Below are 12,861 nucleotides of genomic sequence, written 5' to 3'. Positions count from 1 at the left end.
GGTTGTCATGCGCATTGACACGCTCCGCGCCCAAAACTTTCGCTGTTTTGATGAGCATGAATTTCAGTTTGATCCCTATTTCAATGTGCTGATTGGTGAAAACGGGGTCGGGAAGAGTGCGCTGCTCAAAGCGGTGCGCATTGCAGTTGCAAGCTGGTTTTTGGGGATCAGGGACCGGCATGCCGTTGGGATCCGTAACGATGATGTGCGTATGGTGGGGCGCGCCTTCGATGCCGGCGATTTCACCTTTGAAGAGCAGTGGCCGGTCACCGTTGAAGCGTGTGGAACGGTTTCCACTGACGGGACGCGTCAAGACGAATCTGTGCTCGAATGGAGCCGATCGCTGAATGGCCCCAATGGCAAAACAACGCGCAAAGATGCCGCACCTATTCGGGAATGCGCTGAAGCAGCCGACCGGCGCGTGCGAGAAGGAGACAACGCTACACTCCCCGTACTGGCGTACTATAGCACGTCTCGGTTGTGCCTTGAACCACGCCGCACACAACGCCGCAAGACAACGCCAGACAAAAAGCATCTGTCGCGCTTTGTTGGCTATCGCGATTGCATCGACAAGCGACTCGACACCAAAGCGTTGGAGGCTTGGATGAAACGCCAAAGCCTCATCGCGTGGGAAGAGGGAAGCTCTTCTACATTGTATCGCCTTGTGCGCACAGCAATCACGCAGATGGTAGAAGGTGCAACGGACCTGCGCTATTCCCCCCAACGTGAGGAAGTGGTTGTTGTGTTTAAGAACAACGAAGTCTATCCGCTGGACTACCTGAGTGATGGACAGCGCACAACGCTCACACTCGTCGGCGACCTGGCCACGCGGATGGCGCGTTTAAACCCTCACTTGGGAGAGAGCGCGTTGGATGAAACTCCCGGCGTTGTGCTCATTGACGAACTCGACTTGCACTTACACCCAACGTGGCAACGTCATATTGTGCAGGACCTGCGGCGCACGTTTCCACGGGTCCAGTTTATCACGACGACGCACTCTCCCCAAATCATCAGCGAAGTGGAGCCCTCCGCACTTATGCATCTGAAGCGCACTCCTCAAGGGATTCAGGTGCACCGCTCCCAACAGGCATATGGGCTCGACAGCAACTGGATCTTAGAGTCGCTCATGGATACACCAGAGCGGCCTCCCGATGCAAAAGCTCAAATCAAGCGCGTTGAAAATGCACTTCATGCGGGTGATCTTGAGACGGCACGTCAACAGCTTGAAGAGCTTCGCGACTTACTCCACGGCGATGATCCCGACGTTGTGCGCCTTGAAGCGAGCATTATGAATCTCCGTTCTCTGGCCGATGAAGCAGATCCAGAAAGCCGCCGAACCGACGGACCTTACTGAGTGGCGTATCCAATACAGCAACGATCCCAACTTTGGATACACCCTCATTGACTCGGATCTTCGTGCTACAATACAGCAGGCGCTTCTCGATGAACAAGGTCGCATTGATGCATACACCGAACAGCGCAGCTGGGAGCATAATAGCCACATTGAGCATCTGAAAGCGCAAACGCATTGCACGCCTGACGAAGAAGTCAGCTACACCAATATGGTGGCGTGCTATCCAGGACCCAATTCAGAATCAGACACCCCCTATGGGGCTATTTGCAAAGATGCGTGGCCGTCCCCCAAAGATGAGGCCCTGTTTGTATCGCCGCTCTCGCAACGTTGTGAACAGCGGTTTTGCTATAACGAAGATGGATCCGTTGAGGCTACATCTGACGACGACATAGCAGCTCAAACAACGATTCGACAACTCAACTTGAATCACAAAACCCTTCGCTCATACCGGCGCAGCGCTGTGCAAGGCACTCTCGGACCAAACTACTCGCTCTCATCTCGCGAAGCTAAGATTCGACTTTGACGATTGAAACGGGAAAGTGGCTCTGAAATAACTCCGTTCTATTCGGTGATTAAACAAGCTCTTGAGGATCACATTCAGCGGCTGGAATATATCCAACAGCAAAATAGCTGATACGCTCTCGTGTAGTTCTGAAACCGACCCTGACCTGCTCCGTGCAGCACCATAGCGCCTGCATATTTCTGTGCTGGACACCTCCTCACTGCGCCTTCCGTTTCGCTCTGCATCTATGCCTGCCCCCTACGCCCTTGGCCTCACGACTGCAAATGAGCACCCCGAGTCGCATGCGCTTCCGGTGCGGGGTACGCTGCCGCCGTGGCTGCGCGGCACGCTTGTGCGCAACGGACCCGGACGCTTCGAGGTCGAGGGCGAGACCTACAACCACTGGTTCGATGGACTTGCGCTGCTGCACGCCTTCACGATCACCGAGGCCGGCGTATCCTACCGAAGCCGCTTTCTGCAAAGCAGCGCCTACACCGAGGCCGAAGCGGAAGGCCGCATCACGCAGTCGGCGTTTGCGACAGACCCGTGCCGTTCGCTGTTTGAGCGCGTGATGACGGTCTTTCGTCCGCAGCTCACCGACAATGCCAACGTGAGCATCCACCGGCTGGCCGGGGACTGGGTCGCGCTGACGGAGACGCCGCTGCCGGTGCGTTTCGATCCGCATACGCTTGACACGCTGGGTGTGGTGGACTACGACGACTCGCTCAGTGGACCGCTTACCACCGCGCATCCCCACCGCCTACCCGATGGCACGCTCTACAGCTACGTGGTCGATTTCTCGAAGCCCACGAGCACCTACCGCCTGTACCGCCTGGATGCAGCCACGGCCACGCGAAAAGAGCTGGGCACACATGCGGTGCGGCGTCCGTCGTACATGCACAGCTTTGCGATGACCGAGCGCTACCTGGCGCTGGTGGCATTTCCGCTGGTGCTCGACCCGCTGGATGTCCTGCTAAGCGGCACCCCGTTCATCGAGAACTTTGAGTGGCAGCCCGAGCGGGGCACGCAAATTCATGTGTTTGAACGCGATACCGGCACGCACGTCACGACCGTGTCCACCGACCCGATGTTCGCGTTTCACCACATCAATGCGTTCGACGACGGCGATGCGCTCTGCATCGACATGGCCGCGTATCCCGATGCCACCATCGTAGACCGCATGTATCTGGATGCGCTGCGCAGCGGCTGGGACGACGTGGAGATGGCGCGTCCCGAGCGCCTGCGTGTCAATCTGAAGCAGCACACGGCCACCCGCGAGCGCCTTAGCGACACGGGTATCGAGGTGCCCCGCATCCACTATGCCGCGTGCAACGGACAGCCGTATCGCTACGTGTACGGCACCGGCAACCGCACGCCCGGGCACTTCACCGACGAGCTCGTCAAAATCGACATGACCACGGGCAGCGCCCAGCACTGGTACGCGGACGGCTGCTTCCCCAGCGAGCCGATTTTCGCAGCGGCTCCTGGGTCTAATGCGGAAGACGACGGCATCGTGCTCTCGGTGGTGCTGGATGCGGAAGCAGAGCGCTCGTTCTTACTGGTGTTGGATGCGGAGTCCTTCACCGAAATCGCTCGTGCACCTGCGCCCCAGGCCATTCCGCTGAGCTTTCATGGGCAGTTTCTGGATGCAGACGCTCCGCTTCAGGGCCTCCACCGATAGCCAGCTTCATTAGTTGACAGCAGGCACCGGATGTGTTGCTTGTTCGGGCCAGAGCGAGGCGGTCGTGGCCAGTGGGTGGGTCGCAACCGCATCAAGCCGCTCGATGAGCGCATCCGTGTCCCCGGTCGGCACCACGTATCCGTTTGCGCCGTCGGTAATGGACTCGGCCATGCCCGTGTCTTCAGTCGCAATCACAGGCACGCCACAGGCCAGTGCTTCAGCAGGCGCGTAGCCGAATCCGTCTTCAAAGCTTGGATGCACAAACACGTCAGCAGTGTGCAGCGTGGGGAGCGGATCGCCAGGAGCTACAGTGATGCGTGGGTCAGCGCGCAGTGCGGCCTGCATGTAGCGTCGCATGACCGGGGTAGCCCAGCCACCTACTAGCGTCAGGTGGGCATTCGGATGTGGCCATTGCGCAAACGCATCGATCAGAAGTGGGAGGCCTTTCGTAGCGTCGAGGCGGCCTACGTACACCACGTGAAAGGATTTATCGTCGGGACGAGCCTCCGGCGGCTGGAAGCGCGGGGCGGGCTGCAGATGAGTGCGGATGAGTTTGGATGCGGGAAAACCGGCATCCAAAAAGGATTGGCGCACGTACTCGGAGTGCACGTAGATGGCATCGGCCGCGTCGTACTCAGCGCGGGTTTTGCGCTGCTGGGATGCGTTTAGCCAGGTGTCGCGGATGCCGGTTTGGGTCGCGGCGCGCTCGTGCTGGGCAGCCACATTATCAATATGGCTGTTGGCTGCAACGAGCTCAAGACGGTCGTATCCGGCAGACTGCGCGGCACGGAACGTACGTAGCGACTTCCCTACGAATCCCATATACGCGGTACCATCTGCTGGGAGCGCGGCGGCCAGGGCACGGTCGTAGGCCTCGTTGCTCAGGTGATTGCGCCAGGATGGTGACCACCGAATGGGCGGGCAGGCGTGCACATAGCGCATCCACCACGGAGACGACACAGACTGGGCCTGCGCGTCGCCGGGCTTGCCCTCGGGCACCAGGTAGCCCCCAAGCACGCCGGCAGCGCGGCTTTCCTCGACCATGTGGGCCAGATGCTGACCGATGCCGCCCACGCCGTAGGTTGCGTTACACCCAATCACACGTCTCATATCAACCGATGCAGACTCAAGGAGAAAACCAAGGGACTGCAAATATCGGTTGTTATACGCCGCCGTGCGACAGGATTACGCCCACTTGGTGGGTAGATTTGGTGCTTGTCGGATGCGCCATTGGCGCATCCGGGCACACGCGTACAATGATCACGCGTACAATGATCACGCGTACAATGATTAGATCATTAGATGCGACTGAAGTGCTCGGTATCATCATCGTCGCCATCGTCGACCATGTATTGATCGGTAGGCACTTCGAGATAATCCATGAGCCAGTCGAGCGCCCAGACCTGGTTGTCTACGCCAATCCATTCGTAGCCGGATTCGACGTAGTCGGCCACTTGCTCCCAGTCAACGGTCCAGTCTTTATAGACATGAAACGAGAACTGGTGGTCGTCGGTCTCGAAGTAGATAGCGCCCTCTTCCGGATCGTAGATGGTTTCAGCCCCATCGTCTTCGCGGGCCAGTTCAGCGCCGAGCACCAAAAGCGGGACTTTGAATCGGTAGTCCATTTTGTGTACGCGTTTCGCCTGGCTATTCAGGTAGTTGGCCAGCACGGCGCATCCATCACTGTATTCGATGGCTGCTTCGGCGGCTTCGCGTGTGGGCTCGTCGGCCTCAATCTTATCGAGGGCGGCCTCAATAAGGGGCCACACAGCTACCGGGTCGTCGCTCTTTGTTGTGCGCTCCTTGCGAGGAATATCTACGGTGCGCGATTGGATGTCCACGGGTCCTTATAATCGGGTAAATGGGTGATAGGAAAACAGGGCACAGGCGCAATTCTGCCATTTGGCATTCACGTTCATCCACACTGCAATGTGCATGGATGAGCAGCATACAAAGCAGCGTGTGCTTGTGTATGCATAGGGAGCGCCAGGGCCACTGTGGTTACACGTGTTATGTAACAAATAAAGCTATACACAGCGCGTGTGGTTCGCACTAACGAAGCGAGGCCGCCGCCGTTCACATTTTAGCGGCGGGTAGGCCAAATATTACGATACAAAGCATAGAGGTGCAAGGCGTTTTACATCGAACGGTGATTAAGCAGGACTCTGCATGATGTAAGGCCGCCTTCATTTGGGTTCAGACTACGACTTACCCCAACTGCATGCGTCGTTGGTGTGTGGGGGACGTGTGGAGAGGGGGAAGAGTACACCGTCGATCCCTCGACCCATTCGTCCGTCCCTCCCCCCGCACGGGGCCAAAGGCCAATTGACTTACCATCCGAAACGATCATCGTCTTCATCCTCATCGTCGGGAGACTCATCGGAGGCGTATTCTTCCAGAGGGAATGTGGCATCCTTGGTGAGCGGGCTATCTTCGATGTCAGCGATGCGGCGGGTGTAATCGCCGACCAGGAAGAGCGCATTGCGTCCGCCCTGTCCCCAGGTTGTGGAGCGGAAGGTAATGCGTTGGTCGTTGAACCCGACCCAAGCTCCGGTTATCAGGTCAGGATGCATCATGATGAACCAGCCGTCGGCTCCGCGCTGGGTGGTTCCGGTTTTGCCAGCGAGGTCGTAGTCGCCCAAATCGAACTGCGTGCGGATGCGCTGAGCGGTGCCAAAGTCGATCACACCGCGCATCATATCGACGACCGTGTACGCAGTGCGTTCAGATAGCGCCTCTTGCGGCGCTGTGTTGGCCTCCCACAGCACGTTACCGAACCGATCTTCGACCCGCGAGATCGTCTGCGGCGTGTAGCGCAGTCCACCGTTAGCCAGCGTGCCGTAAGCATTTACCATTTCGAGCAGAGTGGTGTTGCTCGTGCCCAGAGCAATGGCAGGCACAGCCTCCATTGGGCTGGTGATGCCCATGCGGCGAGCATACTGGACGATGGTGCTGGGCCCAATCTCCAGGGCAATGCGTGCGGTAATCGTGTTCAGCGAGCGCGCCAGCGCCTGGGTCATGGTAAGCTCCTGACCGCTGTATCCGCTGAAGTTGTTTGGGCTCCAGGTGGTATCGGCCCCGACATCTTCGTACACGAACGTGCTGTCGATGAAGGTGTCATAGGGCGAGTAGCCGTTGTCGATGGCGGCAGTGTAGGTAAACGGCTTGAAGGTGGAGCCCGGCTGGCGACGGGCAATACTGACCTTGTCATACTTTTCGCTCCGAAAGTCACGTCCGCCCACCCAGGCCTTCACCTGTCCGGTGCGTGGATCCATCGATACGAGGCCAGCTTCCAACTGGGTGCGCAGCGTGCGCAGCGAATCCACAAAAGTCTCATTGGCACGGAGTTCGTCGAGCGCCTCCTCGTCTGCATATCCGTCATCAACTAACCGGTCATAATGCGGCGTATCGCGGATGTACTCGTTAACGAGGTTGGTATTCGACGACCAGAAATACGAGAACGGTTCATAATCGTCTCCGGCAGTGAGCTCCATGTATTCCTCAAACTCGCGGCTTAGAACCCCCGACCGCTCATTGCTCCACTCGTAGTCGACCACGGCCTGCAGGCGCTCCATCTGTGTACTGATGGATCCTTGTGCCTCTTCTTGCATCTGGCTGTCGAGGGTCGTGTACACACGCAAGCCGTCGCCGTACATATCGTAGGCGTTCAGTGGGTGCTCAGGGTCGCGTGTCATGCGCTGGAGTTCGGTACGCACGTGCTCGGCAAAGTAGGGCGCCAGGCTGGCGTAGAGTTCCGCAGAGTGATAGCGCGCGTCAACCGGCTCGTTTTGGTAGTCGGCCAGTTCCTCGTCGGAGATCATGCCGTACTTGGCCATCTGGCCCATTACCACGTTGCGGCGATCGCGGGCATGTTTGGGATTCCGCACCGGGTTGTAGTATGTGGTGCCTTTCAGTAATCCGATAAGCGTTGCCGCCTCGGGCACCGTAAGCTCGCTCGCCGATTTGCCGAAGTACGTGCGCGCTGCCGCCTCAATGCCAAATGAATTGGAGCCGAAGCTTACCGTGTTCAGGTACATCTCAACGATTTCTGTTTTGGTGTAGCGCTGCTCCAGCTCTACAGCGGTAATCATCTCGCGCACCTTTCGCAGAATGGTGATCTCGCGTCCGACTTCTTCGTCGTATAAGTTGCGAGCCAGTTGCTGCGAGATGGTTGAAGCCCCGCGCAGATCGCCAGTAAGCGTGCTAAATGCCGCCGCAGCTACACCCTGCAAGTCTACCCCCCAATGGCGGCGGAAGCGATGATCTTCTGTCGCCACGAGCGCATTGACTGCCGACGTGTTGATGCTGTCATACGGCATCCAGGACCGGTTCTGCCGCGCATAGCGAGCCAACTCCTCACCGTCGGCTGTGTACGCCACCGTAGCCAGATCGACCGAGGGGTTTTCAAGACGCTGCGTGGAAGGGATGTCGGACCGAAGCGCCGCAAACAGGATGACAAGAGCAAGAAGTCCGACCAGTCCAATTCCGGCAATGACGCCTACCACCGACGCCGCTTGCGCGATGCTCGGATCATCAATCCAGCGCCCGGCCCAGCCCGTCCACGACACCGCTTCCGAGTCGGATTCGGGGTTGGGCGGGGCGTCCTCATCAGGAACGTCTTGGGGGGATGCAGAGGGCGTGCCGCCTTCAGCAGAATCGTGCTGCGGTTTGCGCGCGTCCGGATCGTCGAAGTACTCTTGGAGTTCGCCGTCGGAAAACGACCACTGATCTGACATGAAGCGTCCGCATTCGGGAAGGTACATGTGCAATGAGCGCACCGCCGAGCAGCCTCGATGGCAGCGCGTGCCGGTAGCATCGCAGGGGTCGCATTACGATCCTGCGTGTTCGGTGGATGCATCCACCGGAGCCGTTCTAATTGGGTGAGCCTCGGTTCCGTTCCACTTCATGAGCATCCACCGGTCGGCAGTCAAACGAACAAACGTCCGCTTTTCGTACCAGTTGCCGGTATTTAGATAAACACCATAGTCGTGCTCGTGCAGTTCAGGCACGTGGCTGTGACCCATGAGCACAGCGTGGGCAGAGGTTGTACGAAGCCTATGCTCGGCATGAGTGCGCAGGGCTTGCACCACCGCCTGATCGGCAGGACCATGCAGGCAACGACTCACCCATTGTGCAGCGGCCAGCCCCCAGTCGGCTGGGAGCAGCGTTCGGTACGCGGCCACGGCCCCACGGTGATGCATGGCCTCTCGCATCCATTGCCCTAATCGCCCATGGGTAGAGGCCACGCGGTCGCCATGCGCCAGATGAATATGCTGTCCGTAGTGATGTGCCATCCATGGTCCCTCGACCACACGCACGCCCAGCTCGCGATCCATAAAGTCGAGGTGCCACGGGTCGTGGTTGCCGTGCAGATAACACACCGGTTGGCCGCGGGCAGTCCACCGCGCCAATTCGCCCATCAGGCGGATGCCCTGTTTGGGGATGTAGGCCCGGTGTTCAATATATGCCTCGAACACATCGCCGAGCAGATACAGGTGCGTAGCCTCGTTGGCGTGCGCGTGCAGGCAATCGATGAGGGCCCGCTCCTGCTCGCGGTCGGCCGAGGCGGGGCCGCGTCCTAAGTGCATGTCGGACACAAAAAGAATCACATCGTCGATGCATTCGGAAGAGAGTAGAGGCCGAGATACCTGTGCATCCCGTGTCGAACCTTGCGCGGACTGTGGCGGTACAGACAGAATGATGTATCTCTTACATCGCTGCGCGCTCGCTGATCGTTCGCTTGGCCCTGGCTCTTGATGAATCAACGACAAGACTACTACCGCCCCCCGCAGCAGTTTTCGGTATTTCCGCCCGTTATCAAGAACCTGCTGATCTTAAACGGGCTGCTGTTTATGGCGCAGATGGTGGCCGAGGCCACGCTCTCTACCGATGCCGCTCTTACCACAGTACTCAACTACATGGCGCTGTATCCGCCGGGCGCGCCAGACCAGGGCGTGACGCTCTTTTTCCAGGGCGAGGTGCCCGGTTTTTGGCCGTGGCAACTCGTTACGTATAGCTTTCTGCACGGCAATTTCCCGCACATCCTCTTCAATATGTTCATCCTTTGGATGTTCGGGGTGCAGATCGAAAACAAGTGGGGCTCGGAGCGCTTCCTTACGTTTTACTTCGTATGCGTGGTGGGCGCAGCCCTTACGCATCTGCTCTTTGTGAGTAGCCCTGTGCCCACGATTGGGGCCTCGGGCGGTGTGTACGGCGTGCTCCTGGCGTTCGGCATGATGTTTCCGAACCAGCCCATCTACCTCTACTTCCTGTTTCCCATCAAAGCCAAATGGCTCGTCATTGGACTCGGCGTGTTTGAGCTGTACACGGGGATTTCGGGCACGCAGGCCGGCGTGGCCAACTTTGCCCACTTGGGCGGTATGGTATTCGGCTTTTTCCTGATTCAGTACTGGCGTGGCAAACTGCCCACCCGTCCCAACCGCGTGATGCGGTGGTAACATTCTTCAATCCCCCGCCGTTGTCGGTTCAGCACGCCTCGTGCTGTAAAACCTTGGTCTGGGTTCGGGGTATACACGCTATGCAGCGGCAGGCCCGAGCGGCATGCCGCTGCTTTTCCATCCATTCTGGCATCCCAATGGCCACCTTGCTGCCGTGAACCAGTTTCAATCGTGGTATAGCCGTCAACCCGTTGCGCTGCGCACACTCATCGCAATTAACGTCGTGCTGTATGTGGCATGGCAGTTTTTGCGATGGATCGAGCCCGTAAATGGGTTTGTGTACAATGTGCTGGCGCTCAATACCGAGTGGCCGGGCGCCGTACTCATGCCGTGGCAACTCCTTACCTACAACTTCCTGCACCTGGGGGCGGGCCTCTTTGGGCTGCTGCACATCGCATTCAACATGCTCTGGCTGTACTGGATTGGTAAGGAGTTCGAGCGCATGCATGGGCCCCACGAGCTCCTGGCGCTGTACATCCTTGGCGGACTGGGCGGCGGCGTGCTCTCGCTTCTGCTCGGCTTGCTATTCTTCGACAGCGTGATCCACGGGGCCAGCGGGGCCGTGCTGGGCGTCATTATGGCTGTCGCCATTCTCTACCCCTACAAGAAGGTGGCCCTCATTTTCCTGGGCACCGTGAAGCTGCTCTACCTGGTGCTGGGCTTCCTGGCCATTGATGCGCTGCTCGCACTCTCGTCGTCGGGCGTAGCCGTAACTGCCCACTGGGGCGGGGCGCTGGCGGGATTTCTGTGTGCTCGTGCCGGGCAGCGCGGCATCGACGTAACCTCGTGGGCGCGCGTCTTCTTTGAGGACCGCTCGTCCAGAGGCCGACGCAGCCGCTCTTCGCACAGCGGACGCTCGTCCTCAAAGCCTCAAATAGGCCTGCTCGATCGCCTGGAGATGTGGCTGGGCGGCGATCCGAAAGCCGGCTCCTCGTCGTCCGGCTCCTCGACAGACATTAAGGAGTCCTCAGGCCGTCGCTCCTCGCAACGCAGCGAACGGTCGTCCTCGACCCCCTCCGGCAACACCGATGAGGTGGACCGTATCCTCGACAAGATCAGTGAGAAGGGATACGACTCCCTCAGCGAAGAGGAGAAACGCATTCTTTACGAGGCGAGTCAGTCGTAGGTAGTGCTGTGTCACAGATGATTCATAGGGTAACGCATGGACCCCCATTTTAACGCATGGGCTCCCACTTTATAGTCATCCAGATCCTGAATCGAGTTCAGGACAGGCAAGGCGCCCCTGGCGCCGCTGATCCGGGATCCCTTGTAGACTTCCATGACATTCATTCGCGTGCGCTACCCAACCATTGACGTGTGACACACCAATAGAGGGCAGTGTCAATAGTCCGTGCAGGTTGAGACGGCGGTAAGTCCGCTTCGAACACGCGCTCTTGTGGGCCAAGAGCCGAAGCAAGTTCACTGTGGCCACCGGCATGTTCAGATGGAAGTCGAGCTTCTCCTGGCTGCGGGCTTGGCAGTGCGTGATTCCCGTGGGCTGCTTGGCATCGCGAATGACAAACTCAATCTGGTAGCGTGGGTGGTAGTACCGGACCACCTCGCCAGCGGGTTGACTGGTATCGGTGTAGGCTAAAATGACCTGTTCCTCTCCATCTGGGCCGAGCAGAAGTACGACGCGGAGATCGCGCCCAAAGTGCGGGCTGTTGGCTACCGTGGTAAGGATCCGAACCTACGGCTGACCTGGAAGACGCCCCACCTCGTCGAACCGGCGCCGGAGTTCGCCGGGGTCGTCCCAGTCAATTTTGCCGTCGTACTGCTTGGGCCGGCCAGGGCTTTTGCTTCAAGGACCAGTACACAAGTAGCGCAGATTCGCATCCGAGCGGAGCCGCGTGATAAGATCGCCGCCCAACCCCGTCACCGCATCGAAGACCTTCTGCTTCGCGTAAAAGCCATCCCTCACCCAGTAGGAGACGCCCAACTCGGTAAGCGTCTCGTAGAGATCGATAATCTGCTCAAGATAAAAGTCTACGCGGGAGTAGCCGTCCGCCTCCCCAGAGAGATCAGGAGGCGCTTGGGTGGCATCGACCCCGAAGGCACGGCGTCTTTCAATGTCAAAGTCTGGTCGGGGTGTAGCACCGCTGGCTTTGACGCAATGGGAGCATGACTGGTATCTCCTCTGCTCCTGGGGGTTGAGGAGATCGTTCGGGTGAGTCGTGTTTGGCATCGTCGTTTACTCGGACAAGTCGGGTAGCAAGTGGCCAGCAAAAAAGTCGAATCGCCTTGCAGATGGAAGGCTCGAACAGTTAAGTTGTCAAGACAGACAAATCTTTTCGCTCCAACTTCTCCTTGCAGTTGACCTACTCCATGTCTCAAACGCATCACCGCGCTGGATATCAACTACAGGCTATACAGAGCTACCTCAGGGGGCTAACATCACCTGTTGTTCACTGGGAAGACGTGCTCCATCGTGCATGTGCCTTCACTGTCCAATGGAGGCATATGCCAGAACCAGATGAAGGTGCAGATCCTATCTTGGCAGTCGCACGCAACATTGTCACACGTGGGACGCCTACGCTTCCATCGTGTTACGTAGAAGCAACTCTTGCTGACGCACTTGGCATGACCACTTTCGACGACTCGGAGAATGCGGGGAAAGCCGGTCACTACCGGTACGTGGCAGCAGAGAACGCGAGTTTGCTCTCAGACCACGGCCCTTCGCAATCGCTTCTCGCGCAAGCATTTGCCCTTGCGGACCCCCGCATCCGGGGGTGATTCTTTCAACTTATTTTCAATAACCTGGGGAGCAATATATTTACCTCCCGAAGTTTTAAACATTTCTTTTTTACGGTCGGTAATTTTTAAAAATCCTTCATCGTCAAGGTTCCCGATATCTCCGGTATAGAAA

General features: G+C 58.2%; 12 protein-coding genes. 5 read left to right on the top strand and 7 right to left on the bottom strand.

Annotation, left to right across the window (positions count from 1 at the left end; genetic code table 11):
• The 3 genes from R6U20_RS01950 to R6U20_RS01940 all read left to right on the top strand — a co-directional run.
• Positions 1-1,354, top strand: a 1,354-nt coding sequence (locus R6U20_RS01950) for an AAA family ATPase (protein WP_410336189.1), incomplete at its 5' end; no start/stop codon positions are given.
• Positions 1,311-1,877 (top strand): retron system putative HNH endonuclease, encoded by a 567-nt coding sequence (locus R6U20_RS01945; RefSeq protein WP_410336188.1) that lies wholly within the window; start codon positions 1,311-1,313, stop codon positions 1,875-1,877. The genes R6U20_RS01950 and R6U20_RS01945, both read left to right, overlap by 44 nt.
• Positions 1,878-2,103: 226 nt before the next feature.
• Positions 2,104-3,537: a carotenoid oxygenase family protein gene (locus tag R6U20_RS01940; protein ID WP_410336187.1), complete on the top strand. Its 1,434-nt coding sequence runs from the start codon at positions 2,104-2,106 to the stop codon at positions 3,535-3,537.
• A gap of 9 nt (positions 3,538-3,546) precedes the next feature.
• Here the strand turns inward: R6U20_RS01940 and R6U20_RS01935 are convergent, their stop codons facing one another.
• The 4 genes from R6U20_RS01935 to R6U20_RS01920 form a co-directional block, all read right to left on the bottom strand.
• Positions 3,547-4,647: a glycosyltransferase family 4 protein gene (locus R6U20_RS01935; RefSeq protein ID WP_410336186.1), complete on the bottom strand. Its 1,101-nt coding sequence runs from the start codon at positions 4,645-4,647 to the stop codon at positions 3,547-3,549.
• Between the two features lie 188 nt (positions 4,648-4,835).
• Complete coding sequence (locus R6U20_RS01930; RefSeq protein ID WP_410336185.1) at positions 4,836-5,378, bottom strand: hypothetical protein; 543 nt, start codon at positions 5,376-5,378, stop codon at positions 4,836-4,838.
• Between the two features lie 489 nt (positions 5,379-5,867).
• Positions 5,868-8,300 (bottom strand): penicillin-binding protein 1A, encoded by a 2,433-nt coding sequence (locus R6U20_RS01925; protein ID WP_410336184.1) that lies wholly within the window; start codon positions 8,298-8,300, stop codon positions 5,868-5,870.
• 66 nt (positions 8,301-8,366) lie between these two features.
• Positions 8,367-9,146 carry a UDP-2,3-diacylglucosamine diphosphatase gene (locus tag R6U20_RS01920; RefSeq protein WP_410336183.1) on the bottom strand — a complete coding sequence of 260 codons (780 nt, stop codon included), beginning with the start codon at positions 9,144-9,146 and terminating at the stop codon, positions 8,367-8,369.
• A gap of 147 nt (positions 9,147-9,293) precedes the next feature.
• On the opposite strand from R6U20_RS01920, the gene R6U20_RS01915 reads away from it, so the two are divergent.
• Together R6U20_RS01915 and R6U20_RS01910 are read left to right on the top strand one after the other, a co-directional pair.
• On the top strand, positions 9,294-9,995 hold the full coding sequence (locus R6U20_RS01915; protein WP_410336182.1) for a rhomboid family intramembrane serine protease: 702 nt from the start codon (positions 9,294-9,296) through the stop codon (positions 9,993-9,995).
• Between the two features lie 103 nt (positions 9,996-10,098).
• Positions 10,099-11,121 (top strand): rhomboid family intramembrane serine protease, encoded by a 1,023-nt coding sequence (locus R6U20_RS01910; protein ID WP_410336181.1) that lies wholly within the window; start codon positions 10,099-10,101, stop codon positions 11,119-11,121.
• 75 nt (positions 11,122-11,196) lie between these two features.
• Here the strand turns inward: R6U20_RS01910 and R6U20_RS01905 are convergent, their stop codons facing one another.
• From R6U20_RS01905 to R6U20_RS01895, 3 genes are all read right to left on the bottom strand, one after another.
• On the bottom strand, positions 11,197-11,592 hold the full coding sequence (locus R6U20_RS01905; protein ID WP_410336190.1) for a hypothetical protein: 396 nt from the start codon (positions 11,590-11,592) through the stop codon (positions 11,197-11,199).
• Positions 11,593-11,796: 204 nt separating this feature from the next.
• Positions 11,797-12,180, bottom strand: a complete 384-nt coding sequence (locus tag R6U20_RS01900; RefSeq protein ID WP_410336180.1) for a hypothetical protein — start codon at positions 12,178-12,180, stop codon at positions 11,797-11,799.
• Between the two features lie 476 nt (positions 12,181-12,656).
• Positions 12,657-12,861 (bottom strand): hypothetical protein (locus tag R6U20_RS01895; protein WP_410336179.1); only part of this gene is annotated, 205 nt, incomplete at its 5' end.

It is taken from the genome of Longimonas sp. (genome assembly GCF_046498435.1).
Classification (GTDB): domain Bacteria; phylum Bacteroidota; class Rhodothermia; order Rhodothermales; family Salinibacteraceae; genus Longimonas.
This window is presented reverse-complemented; position numbering and strand designations above follow the sequence as displayed.